At 73.2% G+C, this 17906-nt stretch carries 16 protein-coding genes; 4 read left to right on the top strand and 12 right to left on the bottom strand.

What is annotated here, in order from left to right; translation table 11 throughout:
* Positions 1 to 87: 87 nt before the first annotated feature.
* Together argG and AB0D28_RS20860 are read right to left on the bottom strand one after the other, a co-directional pair.
* Complete coding sequence (argG, locus tag AB0D28_RS20865) at positions 88 to 1539, bottom strand: argininosuccinate synthase (RefSeq protein WP_349876091.1); 1452 nt, start codon at positions 1537 to 1539, stop codon at positions 88 to 90.
* A 45-nt stretch (positions 1540 to 1584) separates the two neighbouring features.
* A complete protein-coding gene (locus AB0D28_RS20860) occupies positions 1585 to 2397 on the bottom strand; it encodes an RNA methyltransferase (protein ID WP_357388133.1) in 813 nt (270 codons plus the stop codon).
* A gap of 102 nt (positions 2398 to 2499) precedes the next feature.
* On the opposite strand from AB0D28_RS20860, the gene AB0D28_RS20855 reads away from it, so the two are divergent.
* Positions 2500 to 4332 (top strand): thiamine pyrophosphate-requiring protein, encoded by a 1833-nt coding sequence (locus tag AB0D28_RS20855; protein WP_357388038.1) that lies wholly within the window; start codon positions 2500 to 2502, stop codon positions 4330 to 4332.
* Positions 4333 to 4336: 4 nt separating this feature from the next.
* Here the strand turns inward: AB0D28_RS20855 and AB0D28_RS20850 are convergent, their stop codons facing one another.
* On the bottom strand, positions 4337 to 4897 hold the full coding sequence (locus AB0D28_RS20850) for a dihydrofolate reductase family protein (protein ID WP_357388036.1): 561 nt from the start codon (positions 4895 to 4897) through the stop codon (positions 4337 to 4339).
* Between the two features lie 112 nt (positions 4898 to 5009).
* Here AB0D28_RS20850 and AB0D28_RS20845 point away from each other — a divergent pair, with 112 nt between their 5' ends.
* Positions 5010 to 5666 (top strand): thymidylate kinase, encoded by a 657-nt coding sequence (locus AB0D28_RS20845; RefSeq protein WP_357388034.1) that lies wholly within the window; start codon positions 5010 to 5012, stop codon positions 5664 to 5666.
* A 14-nt stretch (positions 5667 to 5680) separates the two neighbouring features.
* Here AB0D28_RS20845 and AB0D28_RS20840 read toward each other — a convergent pair whose 3' ends face one another.
* From AB0D28_RS20840 to AB0D28_RS20825, 4 genes are all read right to left on the bottom strand, one after another.
* Positions 5681 to 7885 (bottom strand): transglycosylase domain-containing protein, encoded by a 2205-nt coding sequence (locus AB0D28_RS20840; RefSeq protein ID WP_357388032.1) that lies wholly within the window; start codon positions 7883 to 7885, stop codon positions 5681 to 5683.
* A 91-nt stretch (positions 7886 to 7976) separates the two neighbouring features.
* Positions 7977 to 8780, bottom strand: a complete 804-nt coding sequence (locus AB0D28_RS20835) for a hypothetical protein (protein WP_357388030.1) — start codon at positions 8778 to 8780, stop codon at positions 7977 to 7979.
* A gap of 126 nt (positions 8781 to 8906) precedes the next feature.
* Positions 8907 to 10013: an SPFH domain-containing protein gene (locus tag AB0D28_RS20830; RefSeq protein WP_357388028.1), complete on the bottom strand. Its 1107-nt coding sequence runs from the start codon at positions 10011 to 10013 to the stop codon at positions 8907 to 8909.
* Positions 10014 to 10018: 5 nt separating this feature from the next.
* Complete coding sequence (locus AB0D28_RS20825) at positions 10019 to 10492, bottom strand: NfeD family protein (RefSeq protein ID WP_357388026.1); 474 nt, start codon at positions 10490 to 10492, stop codon at positions 10019 to 10021.
* Between the two features lie 98 nt (positions 10493 to 10590).
* On the opposite strand from AB0D28_RS20825, the gene AB0D28_RS20820 reads away from it, so the two are divergent.
* Complete coding sequence (locus tag AB0D28_RS20820; protein ID WP_357388024.1) at positions 10591 to 11901, top strand: serine hydrolase domain-containing protein; 1311 nt, start codon at positions 10591 to 10593, stop codon at positions 11899 to 11901.
* 383 nt (positions 11902 to 12284) lie between these two features.
* Here AB0D28_RS20820 and AB0D28_RS20815 read toward each other — a convergent pair whose 3' ends face one another.
* Positions 12285 to 13097 carry a DUF3097 domain-containing protein gene (locus AB0D28_RS20815; protein ID WP_357388022.1) on the bottom strand — a complete coding sequence of 271 codons (813 nt, stop codon included), beginning with the start codon at positions 13095 to 13097 and terminating at the stop codon, positions 12285 to 12287.
* Between the two features lie 161 nt (positions 13098 to 13258).
* Between AB0D28_RS20815 and AB0D28_RS20810 the strand changes: the two genes are divergently transcribed.
* Positions 13259 to 14053 (top strand): hypothetical protein, encoded by a 795-nt coding sequence (locus AB0D28_RS20810; RefSeq protein ID WP_357388020.1) that lies wholly within the window; start codon positions 13259 to 13261, stop codon positions 14051 to 14053.
* Between the two features lie 17 nt (positions 14054 to 14070).
* Here AB0D28_RS20810 and AB0D28_RS20805 read toward each other — a convergent pair whose 3' ends face one another.
* The 4 genes from AB0D28_RS20805 to AB0D28_RS20790 form a co-directional block, all read right to left on the bottom strand.
* A complete protein-coding gene (locus tag AB0D28_RS20805) occupies positions 14071 to 14850 on the bottom strand; it encodes an HAD-IIA family hydrolase (protein ID WP_091048117.1) in 780 nt (259 codons plus the stop codon).
* Positions 14851 to 14883: 33 nt separating this feature from the next.
* The gene (locus AB0D28_RS20800) at positions 14884 to 15915 is read right to left on the bottom strand and encodes a ferrochelatase (protein ID WP_357388018.1); all 1032 of its coding nucleotides are present in this window, start codon (positions 15913 to 15915) and stop codon (positions 14884 to 14886) included.
* 135 nt (positions 15916 to 16050) lie between these two features.
* Complete coding sequence (fabI, locus tag AB0D28_RS20795; RefSeq protein WP_357388016.1) at positions 16051 to 16818, bottom strand: enoyl-ACP reductase FabI; 768 nt, start codon at positions 16816 to 16818, stop codon at positions 16051 to 16053.
* 25 nt (positions 16819 to 16843) lie between these two features.
* Positions 16844 to 17548 carry a beta-ketoacyl-ACP reductase gene (locus AB0D28_RS20790; RefSeq protein WP_357388014.1) on the bottom strand — a complete coding sequence of 235 codons (705 nt, stop codon included), beginning with the start codon at positions 17546 to 17548 and terminating at the stop codon, positions 16844 to 16846.
* Between the last annotated feature and the right edge of the window lie 358 nt (positions 17549 to 17906).

Raw genomic sequence — 17906 nt, 5'->3', positions numbered from 1 at the left:
CCTGCGTCACCACCGTCGCCGAAAGCCACACCGCCCGCCGGCCCACCGGAGAGGCGGGACCGGCGGGCGGTCAGACACAAGCGGCGGTCAGTCGACGCCGAACTCCATCGCGGCGCGGTCGAGCGCCTCGTCCTCGGCGGTGGGCACGCCCCGGGACGCGATGGCCTCCGCGCCGCCCTGCGGCATGGCGCCGATCAGCCCGGTCGAGGCCGCCTGGGCGGCGCCGACGACCCGCTGCGGGGTGCCGCCGCCGACCATGCCGACGGAGGCGTACTGCTCCAGCTTGGCCCGCGAGTCGGCGATGTCGAGGTTGCGCATGGTGAGCTGGCCGATCCGGTCGGCCGGGCCGAACGCCGAGTCCTGGGTGCGCTCCATCGACAGCTTGTCCGGGTGGTAGCTGAACGCCGGGCCGGTGGTGTCCAGGATCGAGTAGTCCTCGCCCCGGCGCAGCCGCAGCGTGACCTCGCCGGTGACCGCCGTGCCGACCCAGCGCTGCAACGACTCGCGCAGCATCAGCGCCTGCGGGTCCAGCCAGCGGCCCTCGTACATGAGGCGGCCGAGGCGCCGGCCCTCGTTGTGGTAGTTCGCCAGCGTGTCCTCGTTGTGGATGGCGTTTACGAGCCGCTCGTACGCGGCGTGCAGCAGCGCCATGCCGGGCGCCTCGTAGATGCCCCGGCTCTTGGCCTCGATGATCCGGTTCTCGATCTGGTCGGACATGCCCAGGCCGTGCCGGCCGCCGATGGCGTTGGCCTCCAGCACCAGGTCGACGGCGCTGCCGAACTCCTTGCCGTTGATCGTCACCGGGCGGCCCTGGTCGAAGCCGATGGTGACGTCCTCGGCAGGGATCTCCACGGACGGGTCCCAGAACTTGACGCCCATGATCGGCTCGACCGTCTCGATGCCGGTGTCCAGGTGTTCGAGCGTCTTGGCCTCGTGCGTGGCGCCCCAGATGTTGGCGTCGGTGGAGTACGCCTTCTCGGTGCTGTCCCGGTAGGGCAGGCCGCGCTCCAGCAGCCACTCCGACATCTCGGTGCGCCCGCCCAGCTCGGTGACGAAGTCGGTGTCCAGCCACGGCTTGTAGATCCGCAGCTGCGGGTTGGCCAGCAGGCCGTACCGGTAGAACCGCTCGATGTCGTTGCCCTTGAACGTCGAGCCGTCGCCCCAGATCTGCACGTCGTCGGCGATCATCGCGCGCACCAGCAGCGTGCCGGTGACGGCGCGGCCCAGCGGCGTGGTGTTGAAGTAGGCCCGCCCGCCGGAGCGGATGTGGAAGGCGCCGCAGGTGAGCGCCGCCAGCCCTTCCTCGACCAGGGCGGCGCGGCAGTCGACCAGGCGGGCGACCTCGGCGCCGTAGCTGAGCGCGCGGCCGGGCACCGAGGCGATGTCGGGCTCGTCGTACTGGCCGATGTCGGCGGTGTAGGCGCAGGGGACGGCACCCTTGTCGCGCATCCACGCGACGGCTACCGAGGTGTCGAGGCCGCCGGAGAAGGCGATGCCGACACGTTCGCCGATGGGCAGGGAGGTGAGAACCTTGGACACAAGGAAGATTATGCACGGTCTCGCATGGTCATGCAAGCCCGTTGGTCAGAGCGCGTCCTCGCGTCCCAGCTCCCAGAACGCCACCGCCGCCGCGGCGGCCACGTTCAGCGAGTCCACGCCGCGCCGCATCGGGATCACCACCCGCACGTCACTGGCCGCCTGCGCCGCGGCGGTCAGGCCGGGCCCCTCCGCGCCCAGCAGCAGCGCCGCCCGCTCCCGCTGCGCCGGGGTCAGCCGCTGCATCGGTACGGCATCAGGCGCCGGTGTCATCGCGAGCACCGTGAAACCGGCCGCCCGGACCTGGTCCAGCCCTTCGGGCCAGCTGTCGAGCTTGGCGTACGGCACCGCGAACACCTCGCCCATGCTGACCCGTACGCTGCGCCGGTAGAGCGGGTCGGCGCAGGTGGGCGACAGCAGCACCGCGTCGACGCCGAGCGCGGCGGCGCCCCGGAAGATCGCGCCCAGGTTGGTGTGGTTGTTCACGTCCTCCAGGACCACCACCCGCCGGGCGGCGGCCAGCACCTCGTCGGCCGGGCGCAGCGGCTTGCGGTGGAACGACGCGAGCACGCCCCGGTGCACGTGGAAGCCGGTGGCGCGCTGGAGCACGTCCGGCGTGGCCGCGTACACCGGCGTGTCGCCGGTGTCCAGGTCGGCGAGCTGGTCGACCCGCTTGGCGTCGACCAGGTACGACCGGGCCGGGTAACCGGCCCGCAGCGCCCGCCGCAGCACCAGCTCCCCCTCGGCGATGAACAGCCCGTGCGGCGGTTCCCAGCGGGTACGCAGCTCCACGTCGGTGAGCGCGCGGTAGTCGGCGATCCGGTCGTCGTCGGGGTCGGTGATCTCGTGGACGGGCACCAGGCGATTCTGCCCGGCCCACCCGGCCGCCCCGGCACGGGCCGGGTTTCCGCCGCCCCGGGCGGGGAAGCAAGCCGGGAGGTCGACGCGACGGAGGGGACCACGATGGGCGCGGATCACGACGGCAACCTCCCCCGCGACGCCACCGTCGCCGACTACCTGGTGGCCCGGCTCGCCCAGTGGGGCGTGCACCGCTACTACGGCTACCCGGGCGACGGGATCAACGGCATGACCTCGGCGCTGCAACGCGCCGAGGGACGGGCCCGGTTCATCCAGGTACGGCACGAGGAGACCGCCGGATTCGCGGCCGGCGCGCACGTCAAGTACGGCGGCGGTCCGCTCGGCTGCGTGGTGGTGACCAGCGGCCCGGGCGCGATCCACGCCCTCAACGGCCTCTACGACGCGAAACTCGACCACCAGCCGGTGGTGGCGCTGCTCGGGCACACCGCGCTGCCCGCCGAGGGCGGCGGCTACTACCAGGAGGTGGACCTGCTCGCGCTCTACAAGGACGTGGCGTCGGCCTTCCTGGCCCAGCTCGACGACCCGTCCCAGGCCCGGCACCTGGTCGACCGGGCCTGCCGCACGGCACTGGCCCGGCGTACCGTGACCGCCCTGGTCCTCCCCTCCGACGTGCAGGACCTGCCGGCGGTGCCCGACCCGCCGCACGCGCACGGCTACTACCACACCAGCGTGGTGCCGAGCAGCGAGCCGACGGTGCCGCCGGAGGCCGGCGTGCGCCGCGCGGCCGAGGTGCTGCGCGGCGGCGAGCGCGTGGCGATGCTCGTCGGGCAGGGCGCGCTCGGCGCCGAGGACGAGGTACGCCGGATCGCCGACCGGCTCGGCGCCGGCGTCACCACAGCGCTGCTCGGCTTCACCGCCGTCGACCACCGGCAGCCCTGGGTGACCGGCGCGATCGGCCTGCTCGGCACCCGCCCGAGCTGGCAGCTCATGCGCGAGTGCGACAGGCTGCTGATCGTCGGCAGCCAGATGCCGTACTCGGAGTTCTACCCGCCGGAGGGTCAGGCGCGGGCGGTGCAGATCGACATCGACGGCACCCGGATGGGGCTGCGCTACCCGACCGAGGTGAACCTGACCGGCGACGCCGCGCCGACGCTGCGCGCGCTGCTCAAGGAGCTGGGCCCGGGGCCGGGCCCGACCGCCTGGCGGGCCACCCTCGCCGACGCCACCGGCAAGTGGCGGGCCGCGCAACGCGAGGTCGCCGCCCAGCCGGCCGACCCGGTCAACCCGCAGTCGCTGTTCACCACGCTCGACGACGCGCTGCCGGACGACGCCATGCTGGCGGTGGACTGCGGCACCGTCACCGCCTGGTACGCCCGGCACGTACGGGTCCGCCCCGGCATGCTGGCCAGCCTCTCCGGCACGCTGCTGTCCATGGGCGGCGGGATGCCGTACGCGCTGGCGGCGAAGTTCGCCCACCCGGACCGGCCGGTGATCGCGCTGCTCGGCGACGGGGCGATGCAGATGAACGGCGTCAACGAGCTGATCACGGTGGCGAGGTACTGGCGGGAGTGGCCGGACCCCCGGTTCGTGGTGCTCGTGCTCAACAACCGCCAGCTGGCGTTCGTCAGCTGGGAGCAGCGCTCCGGCGAGGGCACGCCGATGTTCCCGGACAGCCAGGACCTGCCGGACGTGGCGTACCACAGGTGGGCCGAGGTGCTGGGTCTCGGCGGTGAGCTGGTCGACTCCCCCGCCGGGGTGGACGGCCTGTGGCAGCGGGTGCTCGACGCGGACCGTCCGGTGGTGGTCAACGCGGTGGTGGACCCGGCCGAGCTGATGCTGCCGCCGCACTTCACCGCCGAGCAGGCCCGCAAGACCGCCGCCGCGGTGCTGCGCGGGGACAGCGACCGGGCCGGCATCGTGCGGCGCGGTGTGCCGGCCGCGCTCGCCACGTACCGGCCCCGCCGCCGGGGCCGCTGAGCCGTCAGGCCCGCGCGTAGCGCAGCAGCACCGACCGTCCGTCGAAGGCGCGCGTCTCGACCAGCCGCAGGTGCTGCCGGGCCAGGCCGGGCAGCACCTGCCGCCCGCCGCCGAGCACCACCGGGTGCACGATCACCTCGTAGGTGTCGACGAGCCCCAGCGCGGCCAGCGCTGTTGCCGCGCCGGTGCCGCCGGTGACCAGCAGGTCGCCGGGGAACCGCTCGCGGACCTGCGCGAACTCCTTCGCCAGGTCGCCGCCGCCGACCACCACGGCGCCGTGGGAAGCCTCGGCGAGCGTGCGGGAGACCACGACCTTCGGGGTACGCCGCCAGACCGGCGCGAACGCCAGGTCGTGCGGGTGGTCGGAGATCGACTCGACCTGCGGCCAGTAGGAGGACATCATCTCCCACACCCGCCGCCCGTAGACGAAGGCGTCGGCCCGCGCGGCCAGCCCGATCGAGTACGCGGACAGCTCCTCCCCCATCTGCGGCCAGTCGAACTCGCCGTCCGGCCCCTCGATGAAGCCGTCGACCGACGTGTGCACCCCGTAGATGACAGTGCCCATGATGTGTTCCTCCGCGTCGCGGCGCGTCCCGGTCTGGCGCGCTCACCGGTGGGTCGGAGCCGCCGGCCCGGACCCGACACGTCGTTGCCCGGGTGCGTTAGCGTCCGGGGCTGTGGCCCGCCCTCTGCTGATCGCGTTGATCGGCGTCGACGGTTCCGGCAAGACCACCCAGGCCAGGGCGCTCGCGGCGCGGCTGGGCGAGCGGGGTGTCCGGGCGCGGTACTTCGAGAACGCCGGTGGGCGGCCGCTGTGGAACCGGCTGGCGCGGGCGCTCGGCCGGCCGGACGGGGTGGCGCTGTTCGGCCGTACCCTCTATCCGGTCCTGGAGGCGACGGTGCGCGCGGTGGCGATGACCCGCACCGTGGCGGTGGCCCGCCTGACCGGCCGGGTGGCGGTGCTGGACCGGTGGACCTGGTGCCAGGACGTGATCATGGCGGCCCGGGGCGACCGGGGACGGCGCGTGGTGCGCGTGGTCTACGCGGTCTTCCCCCGCCCGGCGGTGGTGTGCTTCTTGTCCACCTCGCCGGCGGTGGCCCAGCGGCGGGTGGCAGCGCGCGGCATCGACACCGAGGAGCTGGCGCACCTGCGCGCGCTGGACGCCGCCTACCGGGCGTTGCCGGAGTTCGGCTCGTTCGTCACGCTCGACGGCGACGGCACCCCGGACGAGGTGGCCGCCGCCCTCGACGCGGTAGTGGGCGCCGTCGTGGGCGCGGCGCGGGACGCGGGGCGCGGCGTTAAGAAGGGGCCCTTCCTCTACCGGAGGCGTTAAGAAGGGGCCCTTCCTTACCCGCGGCCGCGCAGCCAGCGCAGCACGTCGGCGGGCAGCTCGCTGTCCTGGCGCTGCTCGCGGCGGTTGTCCGGCTCGGTCCGCCGGGGCGGCTGCGGGCGCTGCGGGTCGCCGACCAGCGCGCGGCTCGGCGCGGTGAAGCCGGCCACCGGCTTGCCGGTGAGCGCCGTCCTGATGGTCCGGGCCACCGCGTCGATCACCTTCGCCTGCACGGCGGAGCCGACCAGGTCGTTGACGTCGTCCGGGTTGGCGGCGATGCCCGCCACCGCGATCTGCGGGGTGTAGCCGACGAACGTCTCCGTGGCGTTCCGCTCCGAGCTGCCGGTCTTGCCGGCCACCGGGCGGCCGACGATCCGGTCGACGGCGGTGGCGGTGCCGCCGTTGCACTGCCCGACCGAGGACTGCTGGCCGACCGGGCAGCGGGCCGCGTCGGTGGCGGCGCGGGCCACGTCCGGTTCGAGCACCCGCTTGCAGGACGGCTGCGCCACGTCGACGGCGTCCCCGTCGGGCGCGGTCACCGAGACCACCGGCAGCGGCGTGCAGTACGTGCCCTCGGCGGCCACAGTGGCGTACGCGTTCGCCAGGTCCAGCGGGGTGGTGGCGGCGACGCCGAGGGTGAAGGCACCCCAGTTCGCGGCGTTGTCGCGGGCGAACGCGGCGTCGGAGTCGGCCCGGAAGGTGATGCCGAGGCGCTGGGCCATCTCCACCACCTTGTCCTCGCCGACCTGCTCGGCGAGCCAGACGAAGTACGTGTTGACGGAACGGCCGAAGCCGTCCCACATCATCCGGTAGCCGTCCATCCACTGCGGGTTGGCGTTGGCCGGGCACCACGTGCCGTCGCAGTTGCCCTCGTCGTCCGAGGCGTACCGGGTGGGCAGCCGGCTCGGGGCGTCGAAGCCGGTGGACAGCGGCTTGCCGGCCTCCAGCGCGGCCAGCATGGTGAACATCTTGAACGTCGAGCCGGCCTGGTAGCCGTCGACGCTGGCGCCGCCGGAGATCAGCGGGTTGACCGTGTTCGGGTGGTTGGCCTGCCCGTCCGGGTTGGCGTCGAGGCTGTAGTGCCGGTTCACCGCCATGGCGAGCACCCGGCCGGTGCCGGGCTCGACCGCGGCGATCGGCAGCGCGCGCTTGTTGCCGTACCCGTAGACCTTCGTGGCCTGCTCCTGCGCGGTCTGCTGGATCGCCGGGTCGAGCGTGGTGACGACCCGGTAGCCGCCCCGGCGCAGCGCCTGCTCCCGCTCCTCGGGGGTGCTGCCGAAGGCCGGCTGGGTGAGCCACCAGCGGCGCAGGTAGTCGCAGAAGAAGCCCCAGTCGTCGTGGCCCTGGGCGGTGGCGGTGCAGCCGTTGGGCTGGGCGGTCGGGCGCAGCGTCAGCGCCTCGGTCTTCGCCGCGGCGGCCTGCTGCGCCGTGATCGCGCCGGTCTCGGCCATCGCGTCGAGCACGTACCCGCGCCGGGCCAGCGCCTGGTCCTTGTCGCCGTCGATCGGGCTGTACGCGTCCGGCGACTGCACCAGGCCGGCGAGCAGCGCCGCCTCGCCCAGCGTCAGGTCGGCCGGGGCCTTGCCGAAGTAGCGCTGGCTGGCGGCGGCGACGCCGTACGCGCCGGAACCGAAGTACGCGATGTTGAGGTAGCGGTTGAGGATCTCGTCCTTGGACAGCGACTGCTCCAGCGCGTTCGCGTACCGGATCTCCTGGAGCTTGCGCCCGACGGTCTGCTCGGTGGCGGCCTGCCGCTCCTCCGGGGTGCGGTTCGGGTCGGTCTTGAGCACGTTGCGGACGTACTGCATGGTGAGCGTGGAGCCGCCCTGCTCGGTGCCGCCGCCCCTGACGTTCGCCACCAGCGCGCGGGCGATGCCGCGCGGGTCCGCGCCGCCGTGGGAGTAGAACCGCCGGTCCTCGGCCGCGATGATCGCCTGCCGCATCACCGGGGCGATCTCGGCCAGCGGCACGTCGGTGCGGTTCACGTCGTAGAACGTGGTGATCAGCGTGGTGCCGTCGTTGGCGTAGAGGTAGGAGCGCTGCGGCTGCACCGGGGTGCGCAGCGCGTCCGGCAGGTCCGCGTACGCGCCCAGCGCCGCCCGGGCGGCGAACCCGCCGAGCAGGCCGCCGGGCAGCGCGGCGACCGCGAGGACAAGCCCGGCGAGCAGGCCGGCCAGCAGCACGGTGAACAGCCGCGACAGCGGCGACCTGGGAGACGGCATGGACGCAAGGATTGCCACTAAAGCCGCCTACGGGCCACCTCGCCAGGCAACTGTCAGTTACCTCACGGCGACCGTTCAGCTGGAGAACCGGTCACCCCGCACCGAGTGGGCCCTTCGGTGACGCGGGCGGCACGGGTGCGGCGGCGACGCTCGCCGCGGCCGCGTCCCGGGCGATGGTCTCGGGCACCAGCCGGCCACTGCGGTAGCCGATGCCGATGCCCGCGACCAGCACGAAGATCGCACCGAACGTCTGGAGCGAGCCGATCAGCGCGCCGCCCAGGCCGAGCAGCGGGGCGGCGATCATCAGCATGGTCCCGTCGCCGTAGGAGAACATCCCGGACCGGGCGACCGACCAGCCGGTGAGGAACCAGCCGGCGCTGTAGAGGGTGGCGCCGAACAGCACGATGCCGCGCGCGGTCACCCCGAACACCGGCGTCTGCTCGGCCAGCCCGGCGAACGGCAGCATCAGCACCATCCCGCCGATGCTCGCGAGCAGCCCGGCCAGTGCGACGCGGCGGCAGCGGGTGGCGGCGAGCAGGCCGGTCAGCGCGAGCAGGGCGAGCAGCCCGAGCCACACCGCCGCGACCCAGCCGACCAGGTAGAGCGGCCGGCCGTCGGCCGGATACGGGTCGTTGCCCACGCCGCCGTCGCTGGCCATCGCCACCAGGCCGTAGAGGACCGCGTACGCCGGGAGCAGCCAGACCGCCGCGCGGGCGAACCGGCGGATCGACCAGGCCCAGGTCGCGTCGGTGGCCGGCGCCCCCGGGCCCGGCTCGGAGACGAACGGCAGGACCCCGAAACCCCCTCCGGTACGCCGGGAGCCGATCGGTCCGGCGGGGTCGTGCGCGCCGGGGACGGGGGTACGGGAGAACAACCGGTTAGCCGGGTCCTTCATGCCTCACCTCGTTCGCGCCACGGGCGGCCCGGGACGCGCGACGGCGCTCCGGCCCTGCCACCACCAGTCCTCAGACCGATGGTGGCAGCCGCCGGAGCGCCGTATGAGGGATTCTCGGGTTTCCGGTCAGCCCCGCTCGCGCTGGTCCGCCGGGTCGTTCACCAGGCTGGCCGGCGACACCGGCTCCGGCGCGGGCAGGCCCTGCGGGGTGTTACCGCCGGTGGCCTGCGCCTCCGCCACGCGTACCTCGTCGTGGATCTCCTGGGCCGCGATGGCCGCGGCCTGGGCGGCCTCGGCGGCCTCCCGCTCGACCTCGCCGGCGCTCTTGGCGGCCTCCGGCGACGGCTGGTCGCCGACCATGTTCGCGAGCCCGCCCAGCGCGCCGCCCATGCCCTCCAGAGCCCTGGTCAGCTCGGTCGGGACGATCCAGACCTTGTTTGCAGTGCCGTTGGCGATCTGCGGCAGCGCCTGGAGGTATTGGTAGGCCAGCACCTTCTGGCTCGGGTTGGCGGTGTGGATCGCGTCGAAGACGGTACGGATCGCCTTGGCCTGGCCCTCCGCCTGGAGGATCCGGGCCTGCCGGTCACCGTCGGCGCGCAGCACCGCGGCCTGCTTCTCACCCTCGGCGGTGAGGATCTGCGACTGCTTGTGGCCCTCGGCGTTGAGGATCGCGGCACGGCGGTCCCGCTCGGCGCGCATCTGCTTCTCCATCGAGTCGCGGATGCTCGGCGGCGGCTCGATCGCCTTGATCTCGACCCGGGTCACCTTGATGCCCCAGCGACCGGTGGTCTCGTCCAGCACGCCGGACAGGTGCCTGTTGATCTCCTCGCGGCTGGTCAGCGCGCGCTCCAGGTCGAGCGAGCCGATCACGTTACGCAGCGTGGTGACCGTGAGCTGCTCGATGGCCTGGAGGAAGTTGGAGATCTCGTAGGTGGCGCGGACCGAGTCGACCACCTTGAAGTAGAGGACAGTGTCGATCGAGACGACCAGGTTGTCGGAGGTGATCACCGGCTGGGGCGGGAAGCTGACCACCTGCTCGCGCATGTCGACCTTGGTGCGCACCGCGTCGACGAACGGCACCAGCAGGTTGAGGCCCGGGTTCAGCGTGCGCTTGTACTTACCGAGCCGCTCCACCACGTCCTGACGCTGCTGCGGCACGATCCGCACCGCCTTGAACAGCGTCACCACGCCGATCAACGCCACCGCGATCATCAGGATCGCCAGAAACTCCATACCGTTCACCTTTTCGCTTCGGGCAGCTCGCCCGGGGTGGAAATGTCGTCCTGCCACACCAGGGCAGTAGCGCCCCGGACCTTGATCACCTGCACCCGCTCACCCTCGGCGTACGCGCGCGTCGCGTCGTACGAGCGGGCCGTCCACAGCTCACCATCGATCTTGACCATGCCCCGCTCGGCGTCGACCGCCTCCAGGACCACAGCGGTGGCCCCTTCCAGCGCCTCGACCCCGAACGGCTGCTCCCCGGTCTCCAGTGCCGGCCGGGCGTGCCGCCGGACCACCGGACGGGCCACCACCACCGACAGCGCCGACACCACCGCGAAGATCGCCACCTGGAGCGCCACCGGCGCACCGAGCGCCGCGGCGCCGGCGGCGGCGAACGCCCCGACCCCGAACATGATCAGGAAGAGCGTCGTCGTGAAGATCTCGGCGACCGCTAGTACCACACCTAGAACGATCCAGAACACGGCGTCCACGAGAACAATCCTGACACGTCAACGCACGTGTCATCGAACTGTCATGATCGCTAGGCTCGGCGCGGCGTACCGCGTCACCCGCCGACGAGGAGGACGACATGCCCCTGCTGCCCGAGACCGCGCGTCAAGTGGACCTGCTGGTCGCCCGGGCCCAGGCCGAGGGGCGGGCGCCCTCGCTCGCCCTCGGCGTGGTCCGCGACGGTCACCTGGCGCACCTGGCGGTGGCCGGTGCGACACCCCCGCCCGACGGCGACCTGCAGTACCGGGTCGGCTCGATCACCAAGACCATGACCGCGGTGCTGGTGATGCAGCAGCGCGACGCCGGCCGGCTGGCGCTCGACGACCCGCTGGACGCCCACCTGCCCGGCACCCCGGTCGGCGCGGTCACCGTGCGCCAGCTGCTCAGCCACGCCGGCGGGCTGCAACGCGAGCCGGACGGCCAGTGGTGGGAGCGGGCCGAGGGCATGGACCTGGACACGCTGCTGGCCGGGCTGACGCCGGGCAAGATCGCCTATCCGCCGCACTTCGTCTACCACTACTCGAACCTGGCGTACGGGCTGCTGGGCGGCCTGCTGGAACGGATCACCGGCACGCCGTGGGCCGACCTGCTCACCGAGCGGCTGCTGGCGCCGCTGGGCCTGCGCCGCACCACGTACCACCCGGCCGAGCCGTACGCCCACGGCTACGTCGTCCACCCCTGGCACGAGACGCTGCGGGAGGAGCCGCGTACCGACACCGGGGCGATGGCGCCGGCCGGGCAACTCTGGTCGACTGTCGAGGACCTGGGCCGCTGGGCGACGTTCCTGGCCGACCCGGACCCGGCGGTGCTCTCCCCCGCCACCCTCACCGAGATGTGCGCCCCGCTGGTGATCAACGACCTCGACTCGTGGACCGGGGGGCACGGCCTCGGCATCGAGCTCTACCGGGTCGGCGACCGCGTGTACGCCGGGCACGGCGGTTCCATGCCCGGCTACGTCGCCGGCCTGGCCGTGCACCGGCCCACCCGGACCGCCGTGGTCAACTTCGCCAACGCGTACGGGATGCGCGGCCACCACATCGGCGCGCTCGGCCGCGAGGCGCTCACGCTGGTGCTGGACGCCGAACCGGCCGCGCCCGCCCCCTGGCACCCGGCCGACCCGCCCGCCGCCGACCTCGCCGCGCTCACCGGCCGCTGGTGGTGGATGGGCGGCGAGTACGAGTTCCGCGTCGACGCCGCCGGGGACCTGGTCGGCGGTCAGGTGGGCAGGCCGCTGCTCCGGTTCACTCCCGAGGGCCCGGACCGGTGGCGCGGCCGTTCCGGCCCCCAGGACGGCGAGATCCTGACGGTGATCCGCGACCGTTCCGGCACCCCGGTAGCCCTGGACATAGCCACCTTCCTCCTGACCCGCACCCCCGACGACCTCCCCTGACAGCCCTCGCCCCCACCCCCGCCCCGCCGATCTTGCACTTGTGGCCCCCCTTTCGCCCCGCTATGCCCCGATCCACTGGGACCACAACTCCATGATCGACGCACACGGCCACCCTTCACCCCGGTGATCAAGGAGTTTGTGTCGGCGTTGATCTCCAGCACGCCCACAAACTCCTTGATCAACCAGGCGAGGGGTGCCAGGGGCACGAGGACGGGAGACTGAAGGGAGACCGAGGCGGGGACAGGAGATCTGAGGGCGGGCGGAGCCGGTGCACGGCGGGGCCGGGGGCGACCGTGACCGGCGCAGGGATCAAGCCTGACCGCCCGGAGCCGGGCACGGTCGCCCCCGGCCCTCAACCGCAACCACTACAGAGGCCCAACCGGTCACCCAGGCTCGGTGACGAAGTCGATCAGGCGCTCCATGGCGTTGATCAGCGGCGTCTCGACGTCGGCGAAACTGTCCACACGGGACAGGATGTGCCGCCACATGTCGGCCGGCTCGGCCACCCCGAGCGCCGCGCAGACGCCCTCCTTCCAGGGCTGCCCCGGTGGCACCACAGGCCACGCGGAGATGCCGAGCGCCGCCGGGCGTACCGCCTGCCACACGTCGACGTACGGGTGCCCGGTGACCAGCACGTGCGGCGAGTTCACCCGCGCCACGATGCGGCTCTCCTTGGAGCCGGGCACGAGGTGGTCGACGAGCACGCCGAGCCGGCGACCCGGGCCGGGCGCGAACGCGCGCACCTCGTCGGCGAGCTCGTCGATGCCGTCCAGCGGCTCCACGACCACGCCTTCGACGCGCAGGTCGTCGCCCCAGATCCGCTCGACCAGCGCGGCGTCGTGCACGCCCTCGACCCAGATCCGGCTGGCCTTGGCGACCTGCGCCCGGACGCCGTCCACAGCGATCGAGCCGGACGCGGTACGGCGTCGCGCGGCGGGCACCGGGGCGCGGGCGGGCCGCCGCAGCGTGACCGGCCTGCCGTCGAGCAGGAACGCGGCAGGCAGCAGCGGGAAGTTGCGCCGCCGCCCGTGCCGGTCCTCCAGCACCACCGCGCCGGAGTCGAAGCCGACCACGGCGCCGCAGAACCCGGAGTCGGCGTCCTCGACCACCAGGTCGGGTTCGGCGGCGACCTCGGGGGTCACCTTCCGTCGCCGCCAGTCGCCGGCCAGCACGTCGCCGTCATATCGCCCCGCCATGCCGGAAACGCTAACCAGCGTCCCGGAGTGCCGCCCGGCGACGCGCCGACCGCGTGATCATCCGTCGGCACGAAACGGTGCGAAGCGGGTAGTTGGGACCAGGTAGCGCCGCCGGAGCGGCAGCCGAGACAGCAGCGGCGCGGAGCACGTACCCTTTCGGCATGTCCTCCCCCGCAGCGGGCGCGGCCACGCTGGCTCCGCGCCGGTCGAGCCGGTTCGTCGCCTGGGTGCGTGCCTGGCGAGCCGGCCTGGTGCCGTTCGACGAGGTGGCCGACGCCGTGACCGGCGACGAGGAGCACCTCGTCGCCGACGCCCCCGGCACCTGGACCGACGTGTCACTGCGGGAGGCGCTGCCCAGCCTCGCCAAGCACTCGCCCGACGACATCCGCCTGGTGCTGCCCGCGCCCGGCGACCCGCGCGGCCTGCCCGGCCCGGGTGCGTTCGCCGGGGCGGCGCTGGTGGCGGGCGAGGCGGTGGTGGCGAGCGGGATGGGGCTGGTGCCCGAGGTCCGCACGCACACCTCCGGCTCCGGGATGACCTGGGAGACGGTGCTGTGGCGGGTCCACCCGCTGCCGGTGGACGCGCCGAAGGCGTCGCTCGCCACGCCCGGCGCGGCGGAGGCCGAGGCCGAACTCGCCGCCGTGCTGGCCGAGACCACCGCCACGCTGACCCGGCTGGACGTCGCGCAGTGGCGGCCCGAGCTGGCCGGCGCGCTCGCCGCGCTGCGCCGCCCGGACGGCGGCACCGACCTGCCGCCGGGCTTCGACCCGCGGGCCCGCCGGCTGTTCGCGCGCGCCGCCGTACTCGATCGGGTGCTGGCGCTGGCCGGGGAGAGCGCGCCCGGCGGCGCGGTGAACACCTACGAGGCGCAGCAGCGCGACGCGGCGCTGCGGCCGCTGACCACCGCGTGCCGGCAGGCCCTGGTGGCCGCCTGCAACGCGCCGCTGCGGCTCTAACACCGCAGACCCCCGGCTCAGACCTCGTCGATCAGGTCGGCCACCGAATCGACGATCCGCGACGGACGGTACGGGTACCGCTCCGCCTCGGTCCGGCTGCTGATGCCGGTGAGCACCAGGATCGTCTCCAGCCCGGCTTCCAGCCCGCACAGGATGTCGGTGTCCATCCGGTCGCCGATCATCGCGGTCGACTCGGAGTGCGCGTCGATGGTGTTCAGCGCGGAGCGCATCATCATCGGGTTGGGCTTGCCGACGAAGTACGGGTCGACACCCGTCGCCTTCGAGATCATCGCCGCCACCGAACCGGCCGCCGGCAGCGCGCCCTCCATCGACGGGCCGGTGGCGTCGGGGTTGGTGCAGATGAACCGGGCACCGTCGTTGATCAGCCGGATCGCCTTGGTTATCGCCTCGAAGCTGTAGGTACGCGTCTCCCCCAGCACCACGTAGTCCGGGGCGAAGTCGCTGAGCACGTAACCCACCGCGTGCAGCGCCGTGGTCAGGCCGGCCTCACCGATGACGTACGCGGTGCCGCCCGGCCGCTGGTCGGCCAGGAACTGGGCGGTGGCCAGCGCGGAGGACCAGATCGCCTCCTCCGGCACGTCCAGCCCCATCCGGGCCAGCCGGGCCTGGAGGTCGCGCGGGGTGTAGATGGAGTTGTTCGTCAGCACCAGGAACGGCTTGCCGGAGGCACGCAGCTTCTTGACGAACTCCGGAGCGCCGGGCACCGGCTGCCCCTCGTGCACCAGCACGCCGTCCATGTCGGTGAGCCAGCTCTGCACCGGCTTGCGGTCAAGCATCGTGTCGTCCCCAGGGGTGTCGTCGGGTCGGGCTCAGGGCCGGCGGGCCGGGGGTACGCAACACAACGCCGGGCAGGTGTCCCAGGCGGGCAGCTCGCCGAGGCGGCGGCGCAGCCGCTCGCCGTCCGGGGCGGTGCGCTCCAGCACCAGCTCGCGGACCATCGCCACGAATCGCGGGTCGACCCCGGGGGTGCCGGCGCGGACGAAGTCGAGGCCGAGCTGCTTGGCCGTCTCCAGCGCCTCGGTGTCCAGGTCCCACACCACCTCCAGGTGGTCGGAGACGAAGCCGATCGGGCTGACCACCACGCTCGTCACGCCCTGCTCGGGCAGGGTGGCCAGGTGGTCGTTGACGTCCGGCTCCAGCCACGGCACCTGCGGCGGCCCGGACCGGCTCTGCCAGACCAGGTCGTACGGCAGGTCGGGCGCGGCCGCGGCGTGCACCAGCCGGGCGACCTCCTCCAGCTGGGCGGTGTACCGGCCGCCGTGCGGGCCGGCGGTGGCGGCCGCGGACATCGGAACCGAGTGCGCGGTGAAGACCAGCCGGGTGCTGTCCCGCTTCGCCGGGTCGAGCTGGGCCAGCGCGGCCCGGACCGCGTCGGCGTGCGGCTCGATGAAGCCGGGGTGGTCCCAGAACTGGCGCAGCTTCTCGATCAGCGGGGCGTCCGGGCCGACAGCGGCGCGGGCCGAGGCGATGTCCTCCTGGTATTGCCGGCAGGAGGAGTAGCCGCCGTACGCGCTGGTGACGAACGCCAGCGCCCGGGTGATCCCGTCGTCGCGCATCCGTGCCACCGTGTCGGCGAGCATCGGATCCCAGTTGCGGTTGCCCCAGTAGACCGGCAGGTCGACGCCGTTTGCGGCGAAGTCCTCGCGGATCGCCGCGAGCAGGTCACGGCACTGCTGGTTGATCGGCGACACCCCGCCGAAGTGCAGGTAGTGCTCGGCGACCTCGGCCAGCCGCTCCGGCGGCACGCCCCGCCCCCGGGTCACGTTCTGCAGGAACGGGAGAACGTCCTCGGGCCGCTCCGGGCCGCCGAAGGAGACCAGCACCAACGCGTCGTACGCCATGGGGCCATTCTTCCTCGCCCGCCGTCACGGCGTGGCGACGCCCCCTGGTCGGTGTGGTGACCACCCGGGCGGCGGCGTGTTAAGAAGGGCCCCTTCCGCTGCACGAGGCGTTAAGAAGGGGCCCTTCCTTACCTCTCAGGCGCCGATGGCGTGGTAGCCGCCGTCGACGTGGACGATCTCGCCGGTGGTGGCCGGGAACCAGTCGGACAGCAGCGCCAGGCAGGCCCGCGCGGCCGGCTCCTGGTCGGTGAGGCTCCAGCCCAGCGGGGCCCGCTCGGTCCAGGCGTCCTCGAACTGGTCGAAGCCGGGGATGGACTTGGCCGCGATGGTGCGCAGCGGGCCGGCCGCGACCAGGTTGCTGCGGATGCCCTGCTTGCCCAGGTGCAGCGCCAGGTAGCGGGAGGCGGACTCCAGCCCGGCCTTGGCCACGCCCATCCAGTCGTAGACCGGCCACGCCTTGGTGGCGTCGAAGGTGAGGCCCACCACGGCGCCACCGGCGGACATGAGCGGCAGCGCGGCCATGGCCAGCGACTTGTACGAGTAGGTGGAGACCTGGAGCGCGGTGGCCACGTCCGCCCAGGGGGCGTCGAGGAAACCGCCGCCGAGGCAGCTCTGCGGCGCGAATCCGATCGAGTGGACCACCCCGTCCAGGCCGTCGACGTGCTCGCGTACCTTGTCGGCCAGCCCGGCCAGGTGTTCCTCGTTCGTCACGTCCAGCTCGATCACGGGCGCCGGCTCGGGCAGCCGCCTGGCGATCCGCTCCACCAGGGAGAGCCGGCCGTAACCGGTGAGCACGACCTGGGCGCCGTTCTCCTGGGCGAGCTTCGCCACCGAGAAGGCGATCGACGCGTCGGTGATGACGCCGGTGACAAGCAGCCGCTTACCGGCGAGAAGTCCGGACATTGCGTGTCTCCTCCGTGTGCTTCGCTCAGTGACCCATGCCGAGGCCGCCGTCGACCGGGATGACGGCGCCGGTGACGTATCCGGCCGCGTCCGAGGCGAGCCAGGTGACGACACCGGCTACCTCGTCCGGGGTGGCCATCCGGCCGGCCGGGATCGACTTGCGGATCTCCGCCTTGCGCTCCTCGGGCAGGCCCGCCGTCATGTCGGTGTCGATGAAGCCGGGCGCCACCACGTTCGCGGTGATGTTGCGGGCGCCCAGCTCGCGGGTGATCGAGCGGGCCACGCCGACCAGGCCGGCCTTGCTGGCCGCGTAGTTGACCTGGCCCGCGCCGCCGGAGAGGCCGACCACCGAGGAGATGAAGATCATGCGGCCCCAGCGGCCGCGGAGCATCTTCGTCGAGGCCCGCTTGGCGACCCGGAACGAGCCGGTCAGGTTGGTGTCGAGGACGCGGGCGAACTGCTCCTCGGACATCCGCATGATCAGCGTGTCGTCGGTGATGCCGGCGTTCGCGACGAGCACCTCCACCGGGCCGAGTTCCGCCTCGATCGCGGTGAACGCGGCGTCGACCGACTCGGCGTCGGTCACGTCGCACCGCACGCCGAACAGGCCCTCGAGGGCTTCGCCGCTCCGGTACGTCACCGCCACCCGGTCGCCCTGCTTGGCGAACGCCTGCGCGATGGCCAGGCCGATCCCCCGGTTGCCGCCGGTCACCAGCACGGTTCGGGCCACGGATCCCCCTCTGCTCAGTGATCTCTCGGTCGGTCGGAGCCTAGGGGTTACCGACAGGTAAGCGCTAACCCGCGCAGGTCACAGCGCCGCTCCAACCGGGGTCCGCGGGACCGGCGGCCGCGCGCGCGACACCCACACCCCCGGGTGTACGATGATCGCGTTCGCGGGCCGGTCTGCGCCCGCGCCGGGCCCCGCCGACCGCAGGAGGTGATCGCTGTGCGAGATAGCGATCCTCCCAGTCGTGGCCGGGCCCACCGTCAGCCCCGCTGAGCCACGGCTCTGCCGACGCGGCTGACCCGCTTCCCGCCCTCCGCACCGCATTCGCTCTCCGGCGACCACGCCGGGGTGTGGCCTGCCG

Source organism: Micromonospora sp. NPDC048169, assembly GCF_040652815.1.
Taxonomy (GTDB): Bacteria; Actinomycetota; Actinomycetes; order Mycobacteriales; family Micromonosporaceae; genus Micromonospora.
Note: the sequence above shows the minus strand (reverse complement) of the source record. Positions and strands in the feature narration are given on the sequence as shown.

Excerpts from the sequence above, each read along its gene's own strand:
- fabI (WP_357388016.1), bottom strand. The coding sequence starts at position 16,818 with ATGTCCGGACTTCTCGCCGGTAAGCGGCTGCTTGTCACCGGCGTCATC.
- AB0D28_RS20810 (WP_357388020.1), top strand. The coding sequence starts at position 13,259 with ATGTCCTCCCCCGCAGCGGGCGCGGCCACGCTGGCTCCGCGCCGGTCG.
- AB0D28_RS20805 (WP_091048117.1), bottom strand. The coding sequence starts at position 14,850 with ATGCTTGACCGCAAGCCGGTGCAGAGCTGGCTCACCGACATGGACGGC.
- AB0D28_RS20855 (WP_357388038.1), top strand. The coding sequence starts at position 2,500 with ATGGGCGCGGATCACGACGGCAACCTCCCCCGCGACGCCACCGTCGCC.
- AB0D28_RS20815 (WP_357388022.1), bottom strand. The coding sequence starts at position 13,097 with ATGGCGGGGCGATATGACGGCGACGTGCTGGCCGGCGACTGGCGGCGA.
- AB0D28_RS20820 (WP_357388024.1), top strand. The coding sequence starts at position 10,591 with ATGCCCCTGCTGCCCGAGACCGCGCGTCAAGTGGACCTGCTGGTCGCC.
- AB0D28_RS20850 (WP_357388036.1), bottom strand. The coding sequence starts at position 4,897 with ATGGGCACTGTCATCTACGGGGTGCACACGTCGGTCGACGGCTTCATC.
- AB0D28_RS20800 (WP_357388018.1), bottom strand. The coding sequence starts at position 15,915 with ATGGCGTACGACGCGTTGGTGCTGGTCTCCTTCGGCGGCCCGGAGCGG.
- AB0D28_RS20840 (WP_357388032.1), bottom strand. The coding sequence starts at position 7,885 with ATGCCGTCTCCCAGGTCGCCGCTGTCGCGGCTGTTCACCGTGCTGCTG.
- AB0D28_RS20835 (WP_357388030.1), bottom strand. The coding sequence starts at position 8,780 with ATGAAGGACCCGGCTAACCGGTTGTTCTCCCGTACCCCCGTCCCCGGC.
- AB0D28_RS20830 (WP_357388028.1), bottom strand. The coding sequence starts at position 10,013 with ATGGAGTTTCTGGCGATCCTGATGATCGCGGTGGCGTTGATCGGCGTG.